The 23617-nt window shown below is 64.4% G+C and carries 23 protein-coding genes; 21 read left to right on the forward strand and 2 right to left on the reverse strand.

Annotated features, from left to right (window positions below; all coding sequences use genetic code 11):
- The first annotated feature begins 37 nt into the window (after positions 1 to 37).
- The 3 genes from VEC01_RS01010 (at position 38) to VEC01_RS01020 (ending at position 3662) form a co-directional block, all read left to right on the forward strand.
- Positions 38 to 2662 carry an FG-GAP-like repeat-containing protein gene (locus VEC01_RS01010; RefSeq protein ID WP_324897862.1) on the forward strand — a complete coding sequence of 875 codons (2625 nt, stop codon included), beginning with the start codon at positions 38 to 40 and terminating at the stop codon, positions 2660 to 2662.
- A 65-nt stretch (positions 2663 to 2727) separates the two neighbouring features.
- A complete protein-coding gene (locus tag VEC01_RS01015; protein WP_324897864.1) occupies positions 2728 to 3432 on the forward strand; it encodes an alpha/beta fold hydrolase in 705 nt (234 codons plus the stop codon).
- Positions 3433 to 3524: 92 nt separating this feature from the next.
- A complete protein-coding gene (locus VEC01_RS01020; protein WP_324897865.1) occupies positions 3525 to 3662 on the forward strand; it encodes a hypothetical protein in 138 nt (45 codons plus the stop codon).
- A 51-nt stretch (positions 3663 to 3713) separates the two neighbouring features.
- Here VEC01_RS01020 and VEC01_RS01025 read toward each other — a convergent pair whose 3' ends face one another.
- A complete protein-coding gene (locus VEC01_RS01025; RefSeq protein WP_324897868.1) occupies positions 3714 to 3935 on the reverse strand; it encodes a hypothetical protein in 222 nt (73 codons plus the stop codon).
- Positions 3936 to 4042: 107 nt separating this feature from the next.
- Between VEC01_RS01025 and VEC01_RS01030 the strand changes: the two genes are divergently transcribed.
- The 12 genes from VEC01_RS01030 to VEC01_RS01085 all read left to right on the forward strand — a co-directional run bounded on the left by VEC01_RS01030 (position 4043) and on the right by VEC01_RS01085 (position 16965).
- A complete protein-coding gene (locus VEC01_RS01030; RefSeq protein ID WP_324897870.1) occupies positions 4043 to 4453 on the forward strand; it encodes a hemerythrin domain-containing protein in 411 nt (136 codons plus the stop codon).
- 6 nt (positions 4454 to 4459) lie between these two features.
- A complete protein-coding gene (locus VEC01_RS01035) occupies positions 4460 to 5719 on the forward strand; it encodes an HD-GYP domain-containing protein (RefSeq protein ID WP_324897871.1) in 1260 nt (419 codons plus the stop codon).
- A gap of 206 nt (positions 5720 to 5925) precedes the next feature.
- Positions 5926 to 6750, forward strand: coding sequence for a cytochrome c (locus VEC01_RS01040; RefSeq protein ID WP_324897873.1), 825 nt, complete (start codon positions 5926 to 5928; stop codon positions 6748 to 6750).
- Between the two features lie 300 nt (positions 6751 to 7050).
- Positions 7051 to 9798, forward strand: a complete 2748-nt coding sequence (locus tag VEC01_RS01045; RefSeq protein ID WP_324897875.1) for a bifunctional diguanylate cyclase/phosphodiesterase — start codon at positions 7051 to 7053, stop codon at positions 9796 to 9798.
- 305 nt (positions 9799 to 10103) lie between these two features.
- Positions 10104 to 10529 (forward strand): cytochrome c, encoded by a 426-nt coding sequence (locus tag VEC01_RS01050; protein ID WP_324897877.1) that lies wholly within the window; start codon positions 10104 to 10106, stop codon positions 10527 to 10529.
- Between the two features lie 37 nt (positions 10530 to 10566).
- Positions 10567 to 11943 carry a cbb3-type cytochrome c oxidase subunit I gene (locus tag VEC01_RS01055; RefSeq protein WP_324897878.1) on the forward strand — a complete coding sequence of 459 codons (1377 nt, stop codon included), beginning with the start codon at positions 10567 to 10569 and terminating at the stop codon, positions 11941 to 11943.
- Positions 11944 to 12063: 120 nt separating this feature from the next.
- Positions 12064 to 12591 carry a cytochrome c oxidase subunit 3 family protein gene (locus VEC01_RS01060; RefSeq protein WP_324897880.1) on the forward strand — a complete coding sequence of 176 codons (528 nt, stop codon included), beginning with the start codon at positions 12064 to 12066 and terminating at the stop codon, positions 12589 to 12591.
- A gap of 4 nt (positions 12592 to 12595) precedes the next feature.
- Positions 12596 to 12856, forward strand: a complete 261-nt coding sequence (locus VEC01_RS01065; RefSeq protein WP_324897882.1) for a cytochrome C oxidase subunit IV family protein — start codon at positions 12596 to 12598, stop codon at positions 12854 to 12856.
- A 13-nt stretch (positions 12857 to 12869) separates the two neighbouring features.
- Positions 12870 to 13685 (forward strand): CbbQ/NirQ/NorQ/GpvN family protein, encoded by an 816-nt coding sequence (locus VEC01_RS01070; RefSeq protein WP_324897884.1) that lies wholly within the window; start codon positions 12870 to 12872, stop codon positions 13683 to 13685.
- Positions 13682 to 14062, forward strand: coding sequence for a hypothetical protein (locus VEC01_RS01075; RefSeq protein WP_324897886.1), 381 nt, complete (start codon positions 13682 to 13684; stop codon positions 14060 to 14062). The genes VEC01_RS01070 and VEC01_RS01075 overlap by 4 nt, the downstream gene beginning before the upstream one ends.
- On the forward strand, positions 14056 to 15117 hold the full coding sequence (locus tag VEC01_RS01080; RefSeq protein ID WP_324897887.1) for a 4Fe-4S binding protein: 1062 nt from the start codon (positions 14056 to 14058) through the stop codon (positions 15115 to 15117). Before VEC01_RS01075 ends, VEC01_RS01080 begins: the two co-directional genes overlap by 7 nt.
- Before the next feature lie 3 nt (positions 15118 to 15120).
- Positions 15121 to 16965, forward strand: coding sequence for a hypothetical protein (locus VEC01_RS01085; protein ID WP_324897889.1), 1845 nt, complete (start codon positions 15121 to 15123; stop codon positions 16963 to 16965).
- Between the two features lie 250 nt (positions 16966 to 17215).
- On the opposite strand, the gene cobA is transcribed toward VEC01_RS01085, so the two are convergent.
- Positions 17216 to 18037: a uroporphyrinogen-III C-methyltransferase gene (gene cobA, locus VEC01_RS01090; protein WP_324897891.1), complete on the reverse strand. Its 822-nt coding sequence runs from the start codon at positions 18035 to 18037 to the stop codon at positions 17216 to 17218.
- Positions 18038 to 18261: 224 nt separating this feature from the next.
- Here cobA and VEC01_RS01095 point away from each other — a divergent pair, with 224 nt between their 5' ends.
- The 6 genes from VEC01_RS01095 to VEC01_RS01120 all read left to right on the forward strand — a co-directional run bounded on the left by VEC01_RS01095 (position 18262) and on the right by VEC01_RS01120 (position 23607).
- Positions 18262 to 19995, forward strand: a complete 1734-nt coding sequence (locus tag VEC01_RS01095) for a cytochrome D1 domain-containing protein (protein WP_414691398.1) — start codon at positions 18262 to 18264, stop codon at positions 19993 to 19995.
- A 118-nt stretch (positions 19996 to 20113) separates the two neighbouring features.
- A complete protein-coding gene (locus VEC01_RS01100) occupies positions 20114 to 20485 on the forward strand; it encodes a cytochrome c (RefSeq protein WP_324897893.1) in 372 nt (123 codons plus the stop codon).
- Positions 20475 to 21650 carry a cytochrome D1 domain-containing protein gene (locus VEC01_RS01105; protein ID WP_324897895.1) on the forward strand — a complete coding sequence of 392 codons (1176 nt, stop codon included), beginning with the start codon at positions 20475 to 20477 and terminating at the stop codon, positions 21648 to 21650. Before VEC01_RS01100 ends, VEC01_RS01105 begins: the two co-directional genes overlap by 11 nt.
- A gap of 7 nt (positions 21651 to 21657) precedes the next feature.
- Positions 21658 to 22671: an AsnC family transcriptional regulator gene (locus VEC01_RS01110; RefSeq protein ID WP_324897896.1), complete on the forward strand. Its 1014-nt coding sequence runs from the start codon at positions 21658 to 21660 to the stop codon at positions 22669 to 22671.
- Positions 22664 to 23107, forward strand: a complete 444-nt coding sequence (locus tag VEC01_RS01115) for an Lrp/AsnC family transcriptional regulator (protein ID WP_324897898.1) — start codon at positions 22664 to 22666, stop codon at positions 23105 to 23107. The genes VEC01_RS01110 and VEC01_RS01115 overlap by 8 nt, the downstream gene beginning before the upstream one ends.
- Positions 23107 to 23607: an AsnC family transcriptional regulator gene (locus VEC01_RS01120; RefSeq protein WP_324897900.1), complete on the forward strand. Its 501-nt coding sequence runs from the start codon at positions 23107 to 23109 to the stop codon at positions 23605 to 23607. The genes VEC01_RS01115 and VEC01_RS01120 overlap by 1 nt, the downstream gene beginning before the upstream one ends.
- Positions 23608 to 23617 lie beyond the last annotated feature (10 nt).

The raw sequence follows: 23617 nt of genomic DNA on the forward strand, positions 1-23617 counted from the left end.
TCCATAATTGCCTTTTGGAAACTATGGAAATCGGCAGATGGATTACAACGGCAGCGCCCAGGACGACGTCATCGACCAGGTAAAAGCGGGACTCCCGGATTGGACAACGATCCATGGTGGCGCCGGCAACGATACGATCACCCTTAAGATCGGGCACGCCGTTGGCGGCGCCGGCAATGACACGTTTTATGGCACTGACCGCTGGTCGAATGTCGCCTATTGGGATGCGGCAAGAGGCGTCAAGGTGGACTTGGCCAACGGGTGGGCGGACGACGGCTTGGGCGGCGTCGATACCCTGGTCAACATCAGCAGCGTGCATGGCTCGCCGTTCGACGATGTCTTTACCGGCTCGGCGCGCAACGAGTTTTTTTCCGGCGCCCGGGGCAACGACACCTTCATCGGCGGTGGCGGCACGGACGAAGTCAGCTATTACTTCGCCAGGTCGACCGACGCGGCCATCAGTTATGACGCAGCCAGCGACAGCTTCACCGTGGTCAAGAATTTTCCGAACGGCGAACGCGGCACGGATACGCTGAAGGGAATTTCCGCCATCACCTTTACCGGCGAAGGCTCGGACCATGCCTATCTGTCCCGCGACAGCTTCGTCCCGGTCAACGGCTTTCTCCGCGTGCCCGGCGCGACAACGATAGCGCTGCCCTCCGGCTCCGGCATTACGCAGGTAAAGGCCGGCGACTTCAACGGCGACGGCAGCGCCGATCTCTACCTGTGCACCCAGGTCGGAACCGGCACCGCGCCGTCGCCGATCTATTTTTTTACCGGCGACGGACAGGGCAGGTTTTCCGACGCTACCACCGGCGTGTTTCCGAACGCGCCGAAGCTCGTGGTCGGCGGCGGACGCACAATTGCGGCCGACTTCAACCGGGACGGCATGACGGACGTGTTCCAGCTGGATTTCGGCAACGACGCGCCGCCCTTTCCGGGCGGGCAGAACCGCCTGTTCCTGTCTTCCTCGACGACCCGGCAATTTGCGGACGCCTCGGCCACGCTCATCCAGCAGACCGCGACCAATCACGCCGGCAGCACCGGCGACGTCAACGCCGACGGTTATCCGGACTTGCTGGTCAATACGCTTAGCCTCGGCAATGTCCTGTACATCAACGACAAGACCGGGCATTTCGCGCACCGCCCCGACTTGCTGCCGGGCGGCGCGCAAACGAATGCGGCTTCCGGCATGATCGACGTAAACGGCGACCGGCATGCCGACCTCATCGTCGGCAAGTGGGACAGTGCCGGCAGCACCCCGGCCACGCAGCTGCTGTTGAACGACGGCGCTGGCAGTTTTGCGAAAGCCGTGCCGATCAACCTGCCCGCCAGTGGCGTGGCGCAGGAAATCGTGCTGGACGTAAAAGCGATCGACCTGAACGGCGACGCGAAACCGGACCTGATGCTGTCGGTGACGAACGGCGGCGGCAGCTCGGTCGACTACGGCAACAGCAGCTACTACACGACCGCATACATCCAGCTGCTCGTCAATGAAGGCAACGGCAGCTTCCGCGACGAGACCGCTGCCCGTCTGCCGGCCGCGGTGCAGGCGGAATTCGGCAAGGGCTGGTTCGATTCGCTGACCAGCGTGGATTTCAATCATGACGGCCATGCCGACATCCTGGCCTCGGTCGGCGGCTTCACCAGCTCCTTCGTCCTGCTCAACCGCGGCGACGGCAGCTTCAGCAAGGGCTGGTCGTCGGCGTTCGACGGACGCAGCGTCGCGGCCGACATCGACGGCGACGGCGCCGAAGACATCGTCACCGTCGCTTCGCAAAGCATTCATGCGTTCGTGAACCGGTTCGACAACCAGCGGATATACAAGGCGGGTTTCGGCGGCGCCAGCCTGTCCGGCTCCGCGGGTGACGACTTCTTCCATGGAAGCGACGGCAACGACAGCTTCGACGGGAAGGCGGGTGTGGATACCGTCAACCTTGCCGGGCGCCGCGCCGATTACCGCATTACCAGGACCGGCACCGGCGTCGCGCTCGAGGACAAGGCCAAAGCCGGCGGAAACGACCTGCTGAAAAACGTGGAGCGGCTCGCCTTCGCCGACTTCAACGTCGACCTGTCCATCGGCGACGCCGCCCAGACTGTCAACAGCGCTGATCTCAAGCTGCTGCAGGAACTCTACATCGCCTTTTTCAACCGCGTGCCGGATGCGGAAGGGCTGGCGTACTGGATAGGCCGGTTCAATGCGGGGCAGACGCTTTCCGGCATTGCGGACAGCTTTTATGCCGCCGCAGTCCAGTATCCGGAGCTGACCGGCTACACCGCCGCGATGAGCAACGACGACTTCGTCAGGCGCATTTACAAGAACGTGCTCGGGCGCAGCGGCGACACCGCGCCGGCCGACAGCGACGTCGGTTACTGGAGCGGCGAACTGGCGGCGGGGCGCTCGAGCAAGGGCAACCTGGTCGCTGCCATGCTGTCGTCTGCGCACAGCTTCAAGGGCCACCAGCAATGGGGATGGGTCGCCGACCTCCTCGACAACAAGCTTGCGGTGGCCGATTACTTCGCGGTACAGCAGGGCCTGGGTTACAAGACCGCGGAGGAATCGATCGCCAGGGGCATGGCGATCGCTGCCGCGGTCACGCCGGCGGATACGGCGGCGGCAATCGCATTGATCGGGATTTCGGACGCGGGTCCGCCCGGCTGATCCCGGCTTGTGCGAAGAGGGGATTTGCTGGCAGCATAAGCGATGAACCGACAATGGAGAAAAACATGGCTGACTTCGTTCTCGTGCACGGCGCCTGGCATGGCGCATGGTGCTGGAAGAGAATCCTGCCCGGATTGTGGAAGGCAGGACACCGCGCGTTTGCGGTGACCCTGACCGGTACCGGCGAACGCGCGCATCAATTGTCGGCCGGAATTACGCTGCGCACGCATATCGATGATGTGGCCGCGGTTATCGAGGCGGAGGAATTGCAGGGCGCCATCGTAGTCGGGCACAGCTATGGCGGGATGGTGATCACCGGGCTCGCCGACCGGATGCCGCAGCGCATCGCGCGCCTGGTCTACCTGGATGCGGTGGTCCCTGAGCCCGGCGAAAGCTGGTCGAGCGGCCATCCCGCGCAGACGCAGGCGCAGCGCCGCCAGGCAATCGCGGCGACGGGCAGCATACCGCCGGCCGACCCCGCCGCGTTCGGCCTGGCCGGCGATGATGCCGCATGGGTTGCACGCCGGCAAACGCCGCAGCCCGGCGGCGTCTACGACGATGCACTGCATTTCGATGCTGCTCGCGTGGAAGCGCTGCCGCGCACCTTTATCGACTGCAACGCGCCGGCCCTGCCTACCATTGCGATGACGCGCGAGCGCGTGCGCCGGCAGCCCGGTTGGGAGGTCTTCGAAATTGCTACCGGACATGACCCGATGATCAGTGCGCCCGAGGAATTGCTGCGTCTTCTGCTCGCTGCGGCAGCCGCATAGCCGCCTGCAATTTCTCTGTTCCGGCCTTCAAACAACCCGCGTTCCGGCGCATACTCTTCCACATCGACATCCACACGCTATCGGGAGCAACGTTGGCCGAGCAATCAAACAACAAGCCGAGGGAAAGCAAGGCGGACCGGATGTCGCGCTTCATCGTCGCGGTGGTGACCTGCCTGGGCGCGCTCGGACTGGTGGCGCTGTTCTACTTTCCGCTGCATTACATGAAGTAGCGGCCGCGCCGCGCACTGCGCCGGCAGGAGCGCGCGGCAGCGCGAATGAATTCAGAATGCGCGCGGGCGCGGCGCGACGATACGCTCCACCGGCTGGCCATCGCGGTCGAAATCGATCCTGGCAATCCATTTGTCGTGCAGGCTCTGCAGCTCGACCACACACTCCCCGCGCGTCATCCCTTTCCCATGCGCCCAGCGCCGGATGTAGTCATCGGTACTCCAGGTGCCTGGTGCGGAACGCGGCATCCTTTGTTCAGTTGTCTTGGTTTGCATCCTTCAATCCTTCTTGCGGACAAGATCACGATTTCCTTAAAGATATATTTTACTTGAATCTTTTATTCCAGGTATCTAAAATAATTTCGAAAGGGAAAGGAATCATCATGAACATCGACAAATTCAAACATCAGCACACGAAAATCTACGACTGCATCAACATCCTGCGGACCTACAGCGTTGCCGGCATCGCCGAGCATGCGCGCGAGATTGCGGAGAATGTGGTGGCGATGAGCTCATTGATCAAGCTCCACCTCACCGTCGAGGACAGCGTGCTGTATCCGGCCTTGCGTTCCAGCAGCAAGCACACGCTGGCGAAAATGGGAGCGCAGTACCAGGAAGACATGAAAGTGATCGCGCGAAGCTATGAAGAGTTCGCGCGCAAATGGAATACCGCCGCCAACGTGGCGCAGAACCCGGCAGGCTTCCGCGCCGACGCCAACACCGTACTCAAGAAGCTGCACGCGCGCATCCAGCAGGAAGACAAGCACTTCTATCCGGCCATCGAAGCAATGTAGCTGCGCATGGACATGCTATCGGCGGCGATCGTCGTCAATTCCCTGGACATGGTGCTGTCGTTTTCGCGCGCGATGGATCTGCTCCATCCCGCGATATCCGAGCATCATCTGCGCGTGGCGTACGCGTCCGCATGCATTGCGGAGGAAATGGGCTTTGCGGCGGCCGAGGTGCAAAGCATCCTGGTCGCGGGCGCATTGCACGACGTCGCCGCCGCCTGCGCACCGGCTGCACGTCCGGTACTGGACCGGGCGCTTGCGAGCGACCCGTTCGACAAGGGCGGCCTCAACGTGCACGATCACGGCGAGGATTGCCATCGGCTGTTTTCCCGCTTCGAGCCGTTTGCCGGCGCCGCGCGCGCGATCCGCTTTCACCATGTCGACTGGAATCACGGCGAGGGAAAAACCTTTCGCGGCCACGCCGTCCCGCTCGAGAGTCATATTCTGCGGCTGGCGGACCGGGTCGCGGTCCTGCCGCCGGAAGGGTCGCCGGCGGTAACCCATGCGGACGCGTCAATCAGGACGATACGCGCGCGCAGCGGCGAGCGTTTTCATCCGGATGTCGTCGACGCATTCGTGCAGGCAGCGTGCAGGGAATCGTTCTGGCTCGACCTCGTGAGCAAGCACAAGGAATCCATCCTGCGCGAACGTTTCGGGGGCGGCGCGGTGATCCTGAACGGCGACCGCCTGCACGGCCTTGCAAAAGTCTTCGCCAGCATCGTCGATTACCGCAGCGCGTACACCGCCGCGCATTCGAGCGCGGTGGCGAGCACAAGCGAACTGCTCGCGGCACGCATCGGCCTCGCGAGGCCGACGGTACGCCTGGTCGGCGTGGCGGGTTACCTGCACGACCTCGGCAAACTCGCGGTGCCTCCCGCGATGCTCGAAAAGCCGGGAAGGCTGACGCGCGAAGAGACGGTCCTGATCCGCCAGCATCCCTACTACACTTACCAGATCCTGTCCGCGGTGCCGGGCCTGGAAGATGTCTGCACCTGGGCGGCGCTGCATCATGAGCGCCTCGATGGCGCCGGGTATCCGTTCCGGCGCCGGTCGATTCCGCTGGAAGCGCGGATCGTCGCGGTGGCCGACGTGTTCACCGCGATCACCGAAGACCGGCCGTACCGGCAAGGCATGAGCAGGGCCGAAAGCCTGCGCGTGCTCGACGACCTTGTACGGCAGGGAGCAATTGACGGGGATATCGTCTCCTTGATCAACGGTGCCTACGAGGACTTGACGGAAGTGCGCGCGCAGGCGCTGCACGTCGCCTGATACGCCGTTCGCCGCTTGCCCGGATCCTTTGACAATTGCAGGACTGGCATCATGCACGGCGCGCCTGAATCGCGGCAGGCCCTTGACAAGCATTGCCGCAGTCGCCGACGATGGCAGCCGTTGCCGCGGGCACGGGTATTGCGTGCGGCGGTTGCGGATCAAGGAACATGACGATGTATCAGAACAAAGCTGCAACGCATTCAAGCATGAGCTGGCGCCTCGCCGCGGCGCTGCTCGCATTCGCGACACTGCCGGCCGCCGCGCAGGACAAGTCCTGGAAGAGCCATGTGAGCCCGCGCGAGCCCGCCGCGCTCTATCACCACCATTGCGCGGTCTGCCATGGTGAAAAAGGCGATGGCGATACACAGGCAAAGCACGCACTGGACCCGGCGCCGGCCGACTTCACTTCCGAGAAGGCGCGCAAGGACTTGTCGCGCGCCCATATGATCGAGGTGCTGAACAAGGGCACGCGGACCAGGGAGGGCAACCGCACCGCGATGATCGCCTGGTCTAACCATCTCTCGCGGGAGCAGATCGAGGCGGTCGTCGATTATGTGATCGTGACCTTCATGGACGGCAAGGTGGTGCCGAACGACCAGCTCCATGGCGACAGCCACAAGCATGCGGGCCACGACCACTCCGCGTCCCATATCAAGGCGGTCGATTATCCCTATGGCCTGAAGCCGAATCCGGCCAACGGAAAAGCGGTGTACGCCGCCAATTGCCAGTCCTGTCACGGCGCGCAGGGCGACGGCCGCGGCGACCCGAAACGCACCGCATCGGCGAAGCCGCGCGATTTCCGCGACCCCGGCTTGCGCACGGCGAGCGGATTCACGCTGTATTCGACCGTCTCGCGCGGCAAGGTCCACGCCGGCGCATGGGATAAGAGCCTGCGCAACCAGGACATCGCGGACGTGTCGGAATACGTGCTGAAGAGCTTCGTCAAGCAGCAGGGCACGCAAGCGCAGGAACACGCGGGCGGCCACGCGCACGGGCATGCACACGGCCATGCGCATGGTCACGGCAAATAACACAAGATCCACGGGAGCGTCTGCCGCACGCCGGCCGCATTGACCGGGCCTCCTGTCCGCCGTGCGCGCGTTACCGCCGGGGAGCGGCGAGCGTTGCACGGATTCCAATCGGCTGGAAAACTGCTGCGCCCGGTTCCCGGATTCGGGAACCGATTTGGCCGCTCCTTCGTTTCCCCAGCATGACAGGATGATCAGGCAGGGATGCGCCGGCCGCGTGCCGCCGGGTGTCCGCACCCGGCGTCGCGCAACCGGCACCGAACTTGCTTGAGCCAGGTCAATTTCATATCAAGCTGACTATCGATGCCCCGCAGCTGGCCGATCCGCCGACACCTGTTCGCCCTCGTATTCGCCATTGTTCTTCCGATGGCGGTGCTGCTTGCCTATTCGCTGCAAGCCGGGATCCGCAGCAGCATTGCAGAAGGGAGTGCGACCGCACTGTCGCTGGCGCGCATCGCGTCCGCGGACGCGCAGCGCATGGTGCGCGACTCCGAGCAGCTGCTCGCGGGACTGGCGCGCCGGCCCAAGGTGCGTGCGCTCGATCCTGCAAATTGCGACAGCATCCTAAGCGACTTCCGCGATTTCCTTCCGCAGTTTGCCAATATCGCCATTGCCGACGCGGCCGGCCGCGTCGTTTGTTCGGCGCTCGCGCAATCCCGCGGCAAGCTCGCTTCGGTCGCGGGCGCGGCATGGCTTCAGCAGGTCGCGTCCGCCAACCGCTATGTCGCCGGTGCGCCGCATGTGGGCCCGGTGAGCGGAAAATGGGTGTCCGTGCTCGCGTATCCGGTCCGCGACGCGAACGGCGGCTTCATCGGCGCCATCGGCTTCCCGGTCGACCTGGTGCGCTACAACCCGCTGCCGGCGGATGCGGTGCTTCCCGCGGGCGCGGTGATCAGCATCGTCGGCGCTGACGGCACCGTCATCGCGACCTCTGCCGAGCCGGAGAAACGCGTCGGCACTGCTTTTCCCGACCGCGGCCTGCTGGAACGGATACAGCGCGAGCGGCAGGGACACACCTGGGCCGCAGCCGACGGCGGCGCGGCTTATGGCTTTACCACGGTGTCCGGCACCGACTGGTTCGTGATATGCCGCGTCCCGGCGGCGACCATACTCTCCGGCGTGTTCGGCGAGGCGGCACGTACCGGCGGCGTGCTGGTCCTGCTCACGATGCTGGGCGGCGCGCTTGCCTACCTGTTCGGACGGCGCATCGTGTCGCCGGTGATCGGCATTGCGGACGCGGCCCGCGCCGTTGCCGGCGGCGATCTCGACCGGCGCGCGCAGGTCGAGGGCCCGCCTGAAATCCAGGACGTCGCCGAGCAGTTCAACAACATGCTCGACGTGCGCCAGCGCACCGAGCAGAAGTACCGGAACCTGCTCGAATCCGCGCCGGACGCGATCGTCATCGCCGACGCATCGCGCCGTATCGTTTTTGCCAATCTCCAGGCCGTGCGCATGTTCGGCTATGCGATCCATGAACTGACGGGCCGCACCATTGAAATGCTGCTACCCGAGCGGGCGCGCGAGCGGCACGAAAAAAGCGCCGGGCAGTATGCGGCGGCGCCGGACAAGTTCCAGCTGGCGCCGCGCCTCGGCTTGACCGCGCAGCGCAAGGACGGAACCGAGTTTCCGGTGGAGGTCAGCCTGAGCCCGCTGATGACTGACGAGGGGCTGATCGTATCGGCCATCATCCGCGATGTCAGCGAGCGTCGGCACTACGAGGAAAAGCTGGCCTACATATCGCAGTTCGACGCGCTCACCGGCATGCCGAACCGTCACCTGCTGCGTGACCGCCTTGCGCAGGCGATCCACCGCGCCACCCTCGACGGCAGCCGGCTCGCGGTGCTGCTGGCCGACGTCGACCGCTTCAAGGAAATCAACGACTCGCTCGGCCAGCAGGCCGGCGACCGCGTGCTCAAGGCGGTTGGGGAGCGGCTGGCGAAGAGCCTGGGCGAACGCCATGACATCGCCCGGCCGGGAGCGGATGAATTCGTGATCCTGAAGGAGGTGCGCAGCGAGCAGGAAATCCAGCTCGCAGCCGACACCGTGCTGCAGGCATTCGCAACGCCGCTGCTGGTCGACGGCAATGAACTCTTCCTCTCGGTCAGCGTCGGCATCACCGTCGCGCCGGACGACGGCAATGACGCCGAAAGCATGCTCAAGAACGCCGGCATCGCGATGAACCAGGCCAAGTGCGACGGGCGCAATGCCTATCGATTCTATGCGCCTGAGATGGATGCCCGCGCGAGCGGCCGCATGGCGCTCGAAAACCGCTTGCGCAGGGCGGTCCAGAACGACGAGCTGCTATTGCATTACCAGCCGCAGGTCTGCGCGCGCAGCGGCAAGGTGAAGGGCATGGAAGCGCTGGTGCGCTGGCGGCATCCGGAACTCGGACTGGTGCCGCCGTCGCAGTTCATCGGCATCGCGGAGGAAACCGGCCTGATCGACAGCATCGGCGAATGGATATTGCGCACCGCCTGCCGCCAGAACAAGGCATGGCAGGACCAGGGCCTGCCGCATACGGTCATGGGCGTCAACATCTCGGCGCGCCAGTTCCGCAACAAGAACCTGGCCGATATGGTGGCCGCGGCGCTGCGCGACAGCGGGCTGGACGCCGCCTGGCTGGAGCTGGAAATCACCGAGAGCATGCTGGTGCAGCATCCGGACGAGGCGGAACGGATGCTGCGGCGGATCGCGGGCATGGGCGTTGGTATCGCGCTGGACGATTTCGGCACCGGCTATTCGAGCCTGGTCTACCTGAAGCGTTTCCCGGTCAGCAGCCTCAAGATCGACCGCTCCTTCGTGCGCGACATCCATACCGACCCGGATGATGCGGCGATCGTCAAGGCGGTGGTGTCGCTGGCCAAGAGCCTGGGAATGGATGTGGTGGCGGAAGGCGTGGAACTGCGCGAGCAGCAGGACTTCCTGCGTGACCTCGATTGCGATTCCTACCAGGGTTATCTGTTCAGCAAGCCGGTGCCCGCAGAGGAATGCCCTGCGCTGCTTGCGAGCGGTCGCTTCGTTCAGCGCCACCGAGAGCCGCTGCCGGCCTGATTATCCAACACGGAAGCCGTCGACAGGGCAGTGCCGTCATGCGGCGCAAGCCGCGTGCGCCGCGCAAAAATGCCGCCGTTTTTTGCACCGGCCTTTGTATCAGCTAGGGGGCGCCGCGATCCTTGATGCGTATCAAGGATTTCAAATTTGTGGCTCCAAGCGAAAATTTTCGCTTTTACCCCTTTGCAAAAAGATGCATCTCATATGTATCATTTCGCCTGACGGGGCTCGGATGCGTATTTCACTTCCGTAGCACGAGGTCCGCCGGAGACGATTTTTTCGGTCTAAGACATAGGAACCTATAAATGAGCTCATCCTTCACTAAATCAACAGCCAGAAACATCTTCTATGGCGGTGCAGTGTTTTTCTTCCTGCTGTTCCTTGCCATGACATTCGACACCATGCAGACGCTTCCCAAGCGCGACAACCGCGAGAACCTGACCGAGTCGGTTGCGCGCGGCAAGCACATCTGGGAAACGCGCAACTGCATCGGCTGCCATACCTTGATGGGCGAGGGCGCTTATTTCGCGCCTGAACTCGGCAATGTGTATGCACGCCGCGGTGGCGACTTCATCAAGACCTGGATGAAGATCCAGCCGACCGGCGCGCCCGGACGTCGCCAGATGCCGCAATTCCATCTGAACGACCAGCAGCTCGACGACCTGGTGAACTTCCTGAAGTACAGCTCGGAAATCGACACCGCGAAGTGGCCGCCGAACATCGAGGGCTGATCGGACGTAAAGAACATTGCTATCAGTGGAGAAAAGTATGCAATTCAAATCACAGGCGGTCGCGAAGCCTTATTTCATCGCGGCGATCGGCCTCTTCATCGGTCAGGTGCTGTTCGGCCTGATCATGGGGATGCAGTATGTGGTCGGAGACTTCCTGTTCCCGGCCATCCCGTTCAACGTTGCACGCATGGTGCACACCAACCTGCTCATCGTGTGGCTGCTGTTCGGCTTCATGGGCGCGGCCTACTACCTGATTCCGGAAGAGTCGGAGCGTGAGCTGCACAGCCCGAAACTCGCTCTTGCGACGTTCTGGGTGTTCCTGATCGCCGGCGCTGCCACGATCCTCGGCTATCTCTTCGTGCCGTACGCAACGCTGGCCGAAATGACCGGCAATGACCTGCTGGCGACGATGGGACGCGAGTTCCTCGAGCAGCCGCTGCCGACCAAGGTGGGCATCGTGATCGTTGCGCTGGTCTTCCTGTTCAACATCTCGATGACCATCCTCAAGGGCCGCAAGACCGCCATCAACCTGGTGATGCTGATCGGTCTGTGGGGCCTGGCGATCTTCTTCCTGTTCTCCTTCTACAATCCGGCCAACCTGGTCAAGGACAAGTACTACTGGTGGTGGGTCGTGCACCTCTGGGTGGAAGGCGTCTGGGAACTGATCATGGGCTCGATGCTGGCCTTCGTGCTGATCAAGGTGACCGGCGTGGACCGTGAAGTGATCGAGAAGTGGCTGTACGTGATCATTGCGATGGCGCTGATCACCGGCATCATCGGCACCGGCCACCACTACTACTGGATCGGCGCCCCGGAATACTGGCAATGGTGGGGCAGCGTGTTCTCCGCCCTGGAACCGATTCCGTTCTTCATGATGACCGTGTTCGCGTTCAACATGGTGAACCGCCGCCGCCGCGAGCATCCGAACAAGGCTGCAGTGCTGTGGGCGCTGGGCACCGGCGTGATGGCCTTCCTCGGCGCAGGCGTGTGGGGCTTCCTGCACACCCTGGCACCGGTGAACTACTACACGCACGGCAGCCAGATCACCGCGGCGCACGGCCACATGGCGTTCTACGGCGCCTATGCGATGGTGACCCTGACCATGATCAGCTACACCATGCCGCTGATGCGCGGCCGCGCCGCAAACAGCGCCACCGCGCAAGTGCTGGAAATGTGGTCGTTCTGGCTGATGACGATCTCGATGGTCTTCATCACCCTGTTCCTGACCGCCGCCGGCATCCTGCAGGTCTGGCTGCAACGCGTCGCCGCACAGCCGATGTCGTTCATGGCTGCGCAAGATCAGGTCTCGCTGTTCTACTGGCTGCGTGAAGGCAGCGGCCTGGTGTTCCTGGTCGGCCTCGTCCTCTACGTTGCAAGCTTCTTCGTTACCGGCAAGGAAAAGGCAGCCGCCTGATCCTGACGGTCCGCCCGGCCCCAGCAGGCCGGGCGGCCATGGAACAACACCATGGATACCTGCATCCCTTCTTCCTCAGCTCCGCAGCAAAGCGGTCGCGGTTTGCCCGGCGACCTTTCCATGTGGTGCTTTATCCTCGCCGAACTGCTGGTGTTCGGCGTCTTTTTCGTGGTGTATGCGTTCACCCGCAACCATCACATCGAACTTTTCAACGCGTCGCAACAGGAACTCGATCGTGTGAGCGGCGCGATCAATACCGTGCTGCTGGTGACCAGCAGCTGGTTCGTGGTGCGCGCCGTCGATGAAATCCGGCGCGGCCGCAACAAAGGATGCGCGGGCTGGCTCGCCGCCGCAATGGGCTGCGGCGCCGGCTTCCTCGTGCTCAAGATGGTGGAATTCGGCGCCAAGGCTGCTGCCGGCATCAGCATGTCCACCAATACCTTCTACATGTTTTACCTCTTCCTCGGCTTCTTTCACTTCATGCACGTGGTACTCGGCATGGTGATCCTCGGCGCGGTCGCGCTGAAGGCGAGGAAGGGCGGCTACAGCGCGGCAGACCATGCGGGCGTCGAAACCGGCGCCGCCTACTGGCATATGGTCGACCTGGTATGGATCGTGCTGTTCCCGCTGATCTACATATTGCACTGATACCATGACGATCAAGAGATCGACTGTCGAATGGCTGGTCCTGCTGCTGCTGACCGGGCTGAGCTTCCGCCTCGCCGACAATGCGATGGCGGGCGAGGCGGTGCTGCTGCCGGTGCTGGCGGCGACGCTCATCAAGGGCCGCATCGTGATCGACCGCTTCATGGGCCTGCAGCAGGCGCCGTCCCTGTGGCGCTGGGTCGTGCTTGGCTGGCTGGGCATCGTGGTCGCACTGATCGCGTATGCATTCCGCGCCGTACCGGTTTAAATTGGAGAAACACATGAACGATCTCACCGCACCCGGTCTTGCAACCGTGGCCGATATTCCCTTCTACCAGCCGGTCGGCAACGAATGCGAGCTGTTCGAGCATGCCTACCGCAACAAGCTGCCGCTGCTGATCAAGGGGCCGACCGGCTGCGGCAAGACCCGCTTCGTGGCGCACATGGCGGCCCGCCTGGCGCGTCCGCTGATCACCGTGGCCTGCCACGACGACCTGACCGCGGCCGACCTGGTCGGGCGCCACCTGATCGGCGACGGCCAGACCGTCTGGTCCGACGGCCCGCTGACGCGCGCGGTCCGGCAGGGCGGCATCTGCTACCTCGACGAAATCGTCGAGGCGCGCAAGGATACGACCGTGGTGCTGCACCCGCTGACCGACGACCGGCGCATCCTGCCGATCGAGCGCACCGGCGAGGAATTGCACGCGCCCGGTGAATTCATGCTGGTGGTGTCATACAACCCGGGCTACCAGAACCTGCTGAAGAGCCTGAAGCCTTCCACCCGGCAGCGCTTTGTCGCGATCAACTTCGATTTCCCGCCGGCGGCACTGGAGCAGAAGATCGTTATTGCGGAAACCGGCATCGAAGCAATGCGCGCGACGCAGCTGGTCACGCTGGCCGGCCATTTCCGCCAGCTCAAGGACCATGACCTGGAAGAGGCGGTATCGACGCGCCTGCTGGTGTACGCAGCAAGCCTGATGCGTTCCGGATGCGACCCGGTCGACGCCTGCGAGGCGGCGCTGGTCGAGCCGCTGACCGACGATGCCGACACCGCCGCCGCGCTGCTGGAAGTCATCAAGGCTACGTTCGGAAAATGACCGTCGACGAGCATGACACGGCGGTCGCGGTGCGGGCGGAAGCGCTCTACCTGCTCAACCTGCTGCTGCTGCCCGGCCTGGCGTTTGTCGCGCTGCTGTGGCTGGCACGCCGCTCGGCGGGCGGCTGCGGCGAGCTGGGGCGCTGCCACCTGAGGCAGACCGTCATCGCCAGCCTGTGGGCGGGCTTCCTGCTCGCGGTGGTGGCGCTGCTGATCGTGCTGCTGGGCGGCCTGCATGTGCCGTCCACCTGGGTCGTGCTCATCCTGTATTTCACCTGCTGCCATGCGGCGCTGGTGCTGTTCGGCATCCTCGGACTGTCACGCGCCATCGCCGGGCAATTGTTCGTCTACCCGCTCATCGGGAGCAAGAAATGGTAAGTCCTACCCGCACCGCCGCACCTGCTTCGGCGCAGCGCCCCTCGACCGGACCGCGGGTCCCGCCTGATACCGGCGCCCAGCGCCGCGGCTGGCTCGGCGTGCCGGTGCAGCGCTGGCGCCAGATGACACAGATCGGCTTCTTCCTGCTGTTCATCTTCGCGCCCATCCTCGACATCTTCCGTCTCGACCTGAACGTCAAGCATTTCATTTTCTTCGGCCTCGACTGGACGCTCGGCCTCGACGATTTTGTTGCGGGGAAAGCGAGCGCCGGACAGGCTTCGCTCAACATCGTGCTGCGCGGCTTCCTGCCGCTGGTCGCCGTCGGCGGCACGCTGATCTATGTCAGCTGGAAGTGGGGGCGCCTGTACTGCGGCTGGCTATGCCCGCATTTCTCGGTGGTGGAAACCATCAACCAGGCGTTGCGGCGCGCGATCGGCAAGCAAAGCCTGTGGGACGCCAAGCGCATTCCCACACGCAATCCCGACGGCAGTGAAACGAAGTTCGATCCGATCTGGTGGTTCGGCGTGATCCCGCTGGTGATCGGTTGCGCCGCGTTGTGGGCGGTGGTGCTCCTGACCTACCTGCTGCCGCCGGCCGAAATCTACGGCAACATCTGGCACGGCACGCTCACCCGCAACCAGACCATCTTCCTGACCGCGGCGAGCATCGCGTTCTTCGTCGAATTCATGTTCGCGCGCCACCTGTTCTGCCGCTATGCATGCGCGATCGGCTTCTTCCAGAGCCTGGCCTGGATGGCGAACGACAAGGCGATGGTGGTCGGTTTCCAGCGCGAGCGGGCCAAGGATTGCTCGACCTGCTATTCCGCCTGCGACCATGTCTGCCCGATGCGGCTGAACCCGCGCAACGTCAAGCGCATGATGTTCGCCTGCGTGCAGTGCGGCCAGTGCGTGGACGCCTGCGACCACACGCAGGACAGCAATCCCTCCGGCTCGCTGCTGGGCTGGGTGAACGACCTGCGCGCGGAATCGGAGGCGTCGTTCAACACCCGCACCGCGCGCACCATCATGATCAAGCAGGCGCCTGACAAGGAGTAGGCCATGGAAGAATTCGTCGGCGGCTTGTGGGACAAGCTGATCACGCGCACCGCTTACCGCGGCTATCCCGATGCGCGGGTCGAGCTCAAGGAAATGGAGCGCATCGCGCCGGTCTTTTTCCGCGCGCTGGGCGGCGACGCCGGGCTGAACCTGAAGGCCGGCAGCGCCACCGCGCACGGCGGGCGCCGCAGCTGGCTGGAGCGGGTGGCGGGCATCGGCGACCGGATAGAACTTGCCTGGGCCGACGACAACACGCTGCACCTGCCGGCGGCGATCGACCGTTTTCCGGAGCGCGCGCAGAACCGCGAACTCTACCTGTGGCTGATCGCGCTGGCCGCGCACGACGTCGCGCCCGGCGCGCCATGGATCGAACGCAGCCAGAAGGCGACGCTGGCGACGCTGGAAGCGTTGCCGGGGCTGGCCTCGCGTTACCGCAAGCTGGTGGAAGCCGAGCTGGCGCGGCGCACCGATCCGGCCTCCCTGCCAGCAGATGAAGCGGCGGCCGAAGCCGCGATCCGGGCGGCGCTCCGCGAACCGGGTTCCGTCACCTCGTTCACACCAGGAAAGCGTCCGCCGGTGCCGGTGCCGCTATGGCTGCACCCGGCGCCGCCGATGGGGGTGGATGCGCGCAGCAGCCGCGCCGCGGGCGAGCCGCAGCAACAGCCGGAAGGCGGGAAGGTGAAGAAGGACGAGGACGAGCGCAAGCGGCACGCCGAACGGGTGGACATGCCGAAACCGGACAGTCCCTTCGTGCTGCTGTTCCGCGCAGAAAGCCTGTTCACCTGGGCCGAGTACATCAAGGTCAATCGTTCCGTCGAAGAAGACGACAATGAGGATGCCGGCAAGGCAGCCAACGACCTCGACGTGATGAGCGTTGCCAAGGACAGCCAGACCACCGCGAGCCGCGTGCGCTTCGACCTCGATTTGCCGGCCGAGGCGGATGACGACCAGGTGCTGCTGGACGGCATTCCGCTGCCGGAATGGGATTACCGCAAGCAGCAGCTGCTGCCGGCGCATTGCAGCCTGCAGATGATGCTGGCGCGGGACGCCGAATCCTGCGACCTGCCGCCGGCCCTGCGCAACAGCGCCAGGCGCCTGCGCAACCAGTTCCAGGCATTGACGCCGACGCGCACGCGCCTGCGCGCGCAGGCCAACGGCAGCGACCTCGATCTGGATGCCTGCGTGCGCCATGCCGCCGAAAAGGCGAGCGGCGTGCCGACGTCCGAGCCCGGCCTGTACATCGACAGCCGCAACCGGCAGCGTGACCTGTCCTGCCTGCTGCTGGCGGATCTCTCCTTGTCCACCGACGCCTGGGTCAGCAACTCGGCGCGCGTGATCGACGTGATCCGCGACAGCCTGATGCTGTTCGGCGAAGCCCTGTCGGCCACCGGCGACCGCTTCGCGCTGTACGGCTTCTCCTCCGTGAAGCGCGCCAACGTGCGCTACCACCTGATCAAGGGCTTCGACGAACGCTACAACGGCACCATCCGCGGACGGCTGGCGGCGATCAAGCCGGGCTTCTATACCCGGATGGGTGCGGCGATCAGGCACTCTGCGGCGATCCTGTCGAAGCAGAAATCGGCGCGCCGCCTGCTGCTGATCCTCACCGACGGCAAGCCGAACGATCTCGACAAGTACGAAGGCCGCTATGGCATCGAAGACACGCGCATGGCGGTCCATGAAGCGCGCCGGCTCGGGCTGACGCCTTTCTGCGTGACCATCGACGAAAAGGCGGGCGAATACCTGCCGCACCTGTTCGGCGCGAACGGCTACGTGGTGGTGCGCAATGCGGAAATGCTGCCGACGGTGCTGCCGCGGCTGTACATGCAGCTGACGGGGGCGGATTAATTCGGAAGGGAAGCGCTCGGGCGGGTAGCTGCCGGCCAATCGGTAATGGTGCTTCCCCGTCGTTCCCGCGCAGGCGGGAACCCATGCGGAGGATGCAGGGGATTCGGATGGCGCGGCGCTCGCGCGACCGGGTTATGGGGCCCGCCTGCGCGGGACCGACGGGGATCGGAAACCGGTGGGCGAGAGCCTGTTCCCGCATGCCCGCATGCCCGCATGCCTGCGGGACGGTCACGGCCTCGTTCGATTTTCGTCAGCAGAACACTTCCTGCTTCACCTCGCCGGTAGCGCCGGTAAACCACTGCAGCTTGCGATGCAGCGCGGTCACTTCGCCGATGATGATCAGGCAGGGCGATTGCAGCCCGAGGGCCGCCACCAGGTCTGGCATCGCCGCCAGCGTGCCGACCGCGACCCGCTGTTGCCGCGTCGTGCCCTTTTCCACCACTGCTGCCGGCATGTCCGGCGACTGGCCGTGCGCGATCAGCTGGCGCGCAATTTCCGGCAGCGCGTTCAATCCCATGTAGATCACCACCGTCTGGCGCGGGCGTGCGAGCGTCGGCCAGTCTAGGTCGAGGCTGCCGTCCTTCAGGTGGCCGGTGGTAAAGATGCAGGACTGCGCATAGTCGCGGTGCGTGAGCGGAATGCCGGCGTAGCACGACACGCCGCTGGCTGCCGTCACCCCCGGCACCACTTCGAACGGGATGCCGTGCGCCGCCAGGGTTTCCAGCTCCTCGCCGCCGCGCCCGAAGATGAACGGGTCGCCGCCCTTTAGCCGCACGACGTTCCTGCCCTGGCTTGCCAGGCGAACCAGCAGGCCGTTGATTTCGTCCTGCGACAGCGTATGGCAGCGGTTCTGCTTTCCCGCATAGATGCGTTCGGCGCTGTTGTTGACGAGCTCTAGGATGCCGGCGCCCACGAGGTGGTCATAGACGATGACTTCCGCCGCTCCCAGAAGGCGCGCGGCGCGCAGTGTCAGCAGGTCGGGGTCGCCGGGACCGGCGCCGACGAGAAAGACTTTTCCGGGCGGCCGGGTGGACGTCACGGAGCTGACGGTAGACGGCGCTAGGCTGGGCATGGCTTGGCTCCCTTGTCCTCGGTTTGAATGGACTTCAATGTATCGCCCGTGAGTCCGAAAAAAATTGATGTGAGTTAAGGAAAACGAAACACCCGAGGCGCAAGCTACGCACAACTTGAATTTGCGGCATCGGCCAATGATGGCCGTGCGCCAGGACCTGCGGTTTCTGACGCTGATGTTTAAGTAGTCGTAGTCCACAAACCTTAAAGACGAGGGGAATCAAGATGATGTTAAAGAAGCCGTATGTCCGCCCGCTGGCGGCAATGCTGGCCGCACTGCCGCTCGCTGTCGGCGTCGCGTATGCGCAAACGGCGCCGGACAAGCAGCCGCACGCCGGACCTGAGATCAAGTACCAGGCAGGGGCGTCGCCGCTGGCGACCGAAGAGATGCACCAGAACATCAACCCGAAGGCGCCGCCGATGACCAAGGCGGAATTCGATCGCGCCAAGCAGATCTACTTCGAGCGTTGCGCGGGCTGCCACGGCGTGCTACGCAAGGGCGCGACCGGCAAGCCGCTGACCCCGGACATCACCCTCGCAAAGGGCACGGACTACCTGAAGGTCTTCATCGCCTACGGTTCGCCGGCCGGCATGCCGAACTGGCAGACCTCGGGCGACTTCACCGAGCAGGAAGTCGACATGATGGCTCGCTACATCCAGCAAGAGCCGCCGACGCCGCCGGAATTCGGCATCAAGGACATGGAAGCGACCTGGAAGGAAATCATCCCGGTTGCCAAGCGTCCGACCAAGAAGATGAACAATTACAACATTGCGAACATCTTCTCGACCACGCTGCGTGACTCCGGCGAAGTGGCGCTGATCGACGGCGACACCAAGAAGATCATCAACATCGTCAAGACCGGCTATGCGGTGCACATCTCGCGCCTGTCCGCATCCGGCCGCTACCTGTACGTGATCGGCCGCGACGCGCGCATCAATCTGATCGACCTGTGGATGGAGAAGCCGGACAACGTCGCCGAAATCAAGGTCGGCCTCGAAGCGCGCTCCGTCGAGACCTCCAAGTTCAAGGGCTTCGAGGACAAGTACGCGATCGCCGGCACCTACTGGCCGCCGCAGTTCGTGATGATGGAAGGCGATACCCTGAAGCCGAAGAAGATCGTCTCCACCCGCGGCATGACGGTCGACAACGAGTACCATCCGGAACCGCGCGTCGCCTCGATCGTGGCCTCGCACTACAACCCGGAATTCGTCGTCAACGCCAAGGAAACCGGCAAGATCTACATCGTCAACTACAAGGACATGAACAACCTGAAGATGACGGTGCTCGATTCGGCCAAGTTCCTGCATGACGGCGGCTTCGACTCCAGCGGCCGTTACTTCCTGGTCGCCGCGAACGCCTCCAACAAGATCGCCGTGGTCGATACCAAGGACAACAAGCTGGCAGCGCTGGTCGATGTGGGCAAGACTCCGCACCCGGGCCGCGGCGCCAACTTCAAGCATCCGAAGTTCGGTCCGGTCTGGGCAACCAGCCACCTGGGCGACGAAACCATCTCCCTGATCGGCACCGATCCGGTGAAGAACAAGGCGAATGCATGGAAGGTCGTGCAGACGCTGAAGGGACAGGGCGGCGGCTCGCTGTTCATCAAGACCCATCCGAAGTCGGCCAACCTGTGGGTCGATACGCCGCTGCATCCGGACGCGAAGGTAAGCCAGTCGGTCGCCGTGTATGACATCAAGAACCTGGACAAGGGTTTTGACGTCCTGCCGATCGCCGAATGGGCCAACCTGGGCGACGGCGCCAAGCGCGTCGTGCAGCCGGAATACAACAAGGCTGGCGACGAAGTCTGGTTCTCGGTGTGGAATGCGAAGGACAAGACCTCGGCAGTGGTGGTCGTGGACGACAAGACCCGCAAGCTGAAGACCGTCATCAAGGATCCGAAGCTGATCACGCCGACCGGCAAGTTCAACGTGCATAACACCCAGCACGACGTGTATTAAACCGTAGCAGCGATGAGGGGGCTTGCGCAGGAGATGTTTGCAACCCCTCATCCGCATCCCTTCCCCTGCCTGCGGGGGAAGGGCGCCACACCGGCAACCTAGCTTGTACGAGTCAGACATGCTGCGCAAATCCAAACCAGGCAGTCTCTGGGCCACCGCCGGACCGGCCGCCCTCGCATTCGCCTGCAGCATCCCCAGTCTTACCCTCGCAGAACCCCGCATTCCCGAACCGGAGCCGGCACGCCGCAGCGAACTCATCACGCTGGTGCGTCAGGACTGCGGTTCCTGTCACGGCCTGTCCCTGAAGGGCGGCCTCGGACCGGCCCTCCTGCCGGAAACGCTCAAGGACAAACCCGCAGACAGTCTCGTCGCCACCATCATGCAGGGGCGCCCCGGCACGGCCATGCCGCCGTGGCAGCGCTTCATGACGGAGGCCGAGGCGGAGTGGGTCGTCATGCAATTGCAGAAAGGCTTCCCCAGTGCGCGCTAATTTCTTCGCAACCGTCGCGGCGTCGGTGCTGCTTGCCGGCTGCGCCGCCCCTCAACTGCGCGGCACCGGCGACCTCGGCATCGTCATCGAGCGGGCCACCGGCAGCGTGCAAATCGTCGAAACCAGCGGCCAGACCGCGCTCGCCAAAGTCGACGGACTGGGCGACCTGTCGCATGCATCGCTGGTCTATTCGCGCGACGGGCGCTATGCGTACGTATTCGGCCGCGACGGCGGCATGACCAAGGTCGATCTTCTCAAGCAGGCGATCGACAGGCGCGTGATCCAGGCCGGCAACAGCATCGGCGGCGCGATCTCGCAGGACGGCACGCTGGTCGCCGCACAGAATTACGAGCCGGGCGGAGTCAAGGTGTTCCGCGCCGACACGCTCGAACTGGTCGCGGACATTCCCGCCGCCTATGGAAACGAAGGCAAGTTCGCCAAGGTGGTCGGTCTTGCCGATGCGCCTGGCAACCGCTTTGTGTGGAGCCTGTTCGATGCCGGCGAGATCTGGGTCGGCGACTTCAGCAATCCGAAACAGCCGCGCATCGAGAAGTACAAGAACGTCGGACGCGAACCCTATGACGGCCTGGTGACGCCGAACGGGCGCTACTACCTCGCCGGCCTGTTCGGCGAGGACGGGCTGGCGATGCTCGACCTCTGGCATCCGGAGCGCGGCGTGCGCCGCATCCTCGACGGTTACGGACGCGGCCAGGAAAAGATGCCGGTCTACAAGATGCCGCACCTGCGCGGCTGGGCGGTCGCGGGCAGGCATGCCTACCTGCCCGCGATCGGCCGGCACGAGGTGCTGGTGGTCGACATCGACACCTGGCAGGAAGCCGCGCGCATCCCGGTTGCCGGCCAGCCGGTGTTCGTGATGGCGCGCCCGGACGGTCGCCAGGTCTGGGTCAACTTCGCCTTCCCCGACAACAGCCATGTGCAGGTGATCGATACCGAATCACGCCAGGTGGTCAAGCGGCTGGAGCCCGGCAAGACCGTGCTGCACATGGAATTCACGCCGCGCGGCGAGGCCATCTGGGTTTCCGCGCGCGACGACAACAAGGTGGTGGTGTACGACACCACGTCCTTCGCCCGCCGGCTGGAAATGCCGGCGACCGCCCCGAGCGGCATCTTCTTCACTGCGCGCGCCGCGCGCACAGGATTTTGAGGATGCAATGAACACGCTCACCGCATCCGCCGCCGGCGGCGAACTCGACTTCCGCTTGCTCAATGCCTTCCAGCGCGATTTCCCGCTGGTGCCGCGCCCGTTCGCGGCGGTCGCGGAAAAACTCGGCGTCGACGAATCCCTGGTGATCGAGCGGCTGCGCGCGCTGCGCGCCGACGGCGCGGTGAGCCGCGTCGGCGCGGTGTTCCGCCCCAACGTGATCGGCGCCAGCGCGCTGGCCGCGCTGGCGGTGGCGCCGGACCGGCTGGAACGGGTCGCCGGTTTCGTCAGCGCCTTCGCCGAGGTCAACCACAACTACCAGCGCGAACATCGATACAACCTGTGGTTCGTCGCCACCGCGCCCTCACAGGAGCGGCTGAATGCGGTGTTCGCCGAAATCGAAGAGGTGTGCGAATCCGGGCCGGTGCTGGTGCTGCCGATGGTCGAGGAATACCACATCGACCTCGGCTTCGACCTGGCTGCGTATGCCAATGGCGCGGCGTTGCCGCCTTCGGCCGTCGTGTCTTGCAGTCCGATCGCGCTGAACGAGACAGAGCGGCGCATGGTGGCCGTGCTGCAGGAAGGCCTGGCGCTGGTCGAGCGGCCGTATTCCTGCCTCGGCCTCGCCGAGTCCGACGCGCTGGCGCTGATTGCGCGCTGGCTTGATGAAGGCATCGTCAAGCGCCTCGGCGTGATCGTGCGCCATCATGAGCTCGGCTATACCGCCAACGCGATGACCGTATGGAACGTACCGGATGCCCAGGTGTCCGAAGCCGGGCAGCGCATCGCCGCGGGCGGGCGCGCGACCTTGTGCTACCGGCGCGAACGGCGCCTGCCGGACTGGCCGTACAACCTGTTTTGCATGATCCACGGCAAGGACCGCGCGGACGTGCGGGCGCGCATCGCCGCGATGTCCAGGGAGTGCGGCTTGGACGGATGGCCGCGCGATATCCTGTTCAGCTGCCGCCGCTTCAAGCAGCGCGGCGCGCATTATGCGGCACTGCCGGAGACTCGCCATGGATGACATCGACCGCGCCATCATCAACAACCTGCAGGGCGGGCTGCCGGTATGCGAACGGCCCTACCAGGAAGCGGCAAGGCGCCTCGGCATCGACGAGGACGAGATGCTGGCTCGCCTGCAGCGGATGCTGGAGAACGGCACGCTGACGCGCATCGGCCCGCTGTTCCAGATCGAGCGCATGGGCGGCGCGTTCACGCTGGCCGCGCTGTCGGCGCCGCGCGAAGACTACGAACGCATCGCCGCGATCGTCAATGCGATGCCGGAAGTGGCGCACAACTATGAGCGCACGCATGCGCTCAACATGTGGTTCGTGGTCGCCGCCGAGACGCCCGACGGCATCGCCGCCGCGATCGAACGGATCGAGCGCGACACCGGCTGCAAGGTCTACAACTTCCCGAAGTCGCGGGAATATTTCATCGAACTGAAACTGAGCGTCTAATGACTCAAGCCGCAGACGACATCGACCGCGCCATCATCGTCGCAACCCAGAACGGCCTGCCGCTGGTGCCGCGCCCGTACCATGCGGTCGCCGAACGCATCGGGGTCGCGCCGGAGGAAGTGATGGCGCGCATGAACGCGATGCTGGAGCGCGGCCTGATACGGCGCATCGGCGTCGTGCCGAACCACTATGCGATCGGCTACGTCGCCAACGGCATGTCCGTATGGGACGTGCCCGACGAGCACATCGACGAACTCGGCGAGCGCGTCGGCCGCCTTGACTGCGTGAGCCACTGCTACCGCCGCCCACGCTTCCCGCCGATGTGGAATTACAACCTGTTTGCAATGGTGCACGGCCGCACGCGCGAGGAAGTCGAAGCGAAGGTGGCGCAGATCGCCGCCCTGCTCGGCGAACATGTGCGCGCGCACGACGTGCTCTACAGCACGCGCATCCTGAAGAAGACAGGCCTGCGCCTGGCCGCACGAAAAACCAGCGAATAAGAGGACAACG

This window comes from Noviherbaspirillum sp. (assembly GCF_035627455.1).
Lineage (GTDB): Bacteria > Pseudomonadota > Gammaproteobacteria > Burkholderiales > Burkholderiaceae_D > Noviherbaspirillum.

What these genes read in the sequence shown, in the direction of transcription:
- VEC01_RS01010 (WP_324897862.1), top strand. Translation starts at nt 38, where the DNA reads ATGGATTACAACGGCAGCGCCCAGGACGACGTCATCGACCAGGTAAAA.
- VEC01_RS01015 (WP_324897864.1), top strand. Translation starts at nt 2,728, where the DNA reads ATGGCTGACTTCGTTCTCGTGCACGGCGCCTGGCATGGCGCATGGTGC.
- VEC01_RS01025 (WP_324897868.1), bottom strand. Translation starts at nt 3,935, where the DNA reads ATGCAAACCAAGACAACTGAACAAAGGATGCCGCGTTCCGCACCAGGC.
- VEC01_RS01030 (WP_324897870.1), top strand. Translation starts at nt 4,043, where the DNA reads ATGAACATCGACAAATTCAAACATCAGCACACGAAAATCTACGACTGC.
- VEC01_RS01035 (WP_324897871.1), top strand. Translation starts at nt 4,460, where the DNA reads ATGGACATGCTATCGGCGGCGATCGTCGTCAATTCCCTGGACATGGTG.
- VEC01_RS01040 (WP_324897873.1), top strand. Translation starts at nt 5,926, where the DNA reads ATGAGCTGGCGCCTCGCCGCGGCGCTGCTCGCATTCGCGACACTGCCG.
- VEC01_RS01045 (WP_324897875.1), top strand. Translation starts at nt 7,051, where the DNA reads ATGCCCCGCAGCTGGCCGATCCGCCGACACCTGTTCGCCCTCGTATTC.
- VEC01_RS01050 (WP_324897877.1), top strand. Translation starts at nt 10,104, where the DNA reads ATGAGCTCATCCTTCACTAAATCAACAGCCAGAAACATCTTCTATGGC.
- VEC01_RS01055 (WP_324897878.1), top strand. Translation starts at nt 10,567, where the DNA reads ATGCAATTCAAATCACAGGCGGTCGCGAAGCCTTATTTCATCGCGGCG.
- VEC01_RS01060 (WP_324897880.1), top strand. Translation starts at nt 12,064, where the DNA reads ATGTGGTGCTTTATCCTCGCCGAACTGCTGGTGTTCGGCGTCTTTTTC.
- VEC01_RS01065 (WP_324897882.1), top strand. Translation starts at nt 12,596, where the DNA reads ATGACGATCAAGAGATCGACTGTCGAATGGCTGGTCCTGCTGCTGCTG.
- VEC01_RS01070 (WP_324897884.1), top strand. Translation starts at nt 12,870, where the DNA reads ATGAACGATCTCACCGCACCCGGTCTTGCAACCGTGGCCGATATTCCC.
- VEC01_RS01075 (WP_324897886.1), top strand. Translation starts at nt 13,682, where the DNA reads ATGACCGTCGACGAGCATGACACGGCGGTCGCGGTGCGGGCGGAAGCG.
- VEC01_RS01080 (WP_324897887.1), top strand. Translation starts at nt 14,056, where the DNA reads ATGGTAAGTCCTACCCGCACCGCCGCACCTGCTTCGGCGCAGCGCCCC.
- VEC01_RS01085 (WP_324897889.1), top strand. Translation starts at nt 15,121, where the DNA reads ATGGAAGAATTCGTCGGCGGCTTGTGGGACAAGCTGATCACGCGCACC.
- cobA (WP_324897891.1), bottom strand. Translation starts at nt 18,037, where the DNA reads ATGCCCAGCCTAGCGCCGTCTACCGTCAGCTCCGTGACGTCCACCCGG.
- VEC01_RS01095 (WP_414691398.1), top strand. Translation starts at nt 18,262, where the DNA reads ATGATGTTAAAGAAGCCGTATGTCCGCCCGCTGGCGGCAATGCTGGCC.
- VEC01_RS01100 (WP_324897893.1), top strand. Translation starts at nt 20,114, where the DNA reads ATGCTGCGCAAATCCAAACCAGGCAGTCTCTGGGCCACCGCCGGACCG.
- VEC01_RS01110 (WP_324897896.1), top strand. Translation starts at nt 21,658, where the DNA reads ATGAACACGCTCACCGCATCCGCCGCCGGCGGCGAACTCGACTTCCGC.
- VEC01_RS01115 (WP_324897898.1), top strand. Translation starts at nt 22,664, where the DNA reads ATGGATGACATCGACCGCGCCATCATCAACAACCTGCAGGGCGGGCTG.
- VEC01_RS01120 (WP_324897900.1), top strand. Translation starts at nt 23,107, where the DNA reads ATGACTCAAGCCGCAGACGACATCGACCGCGCCATCATCGTCGCAACC.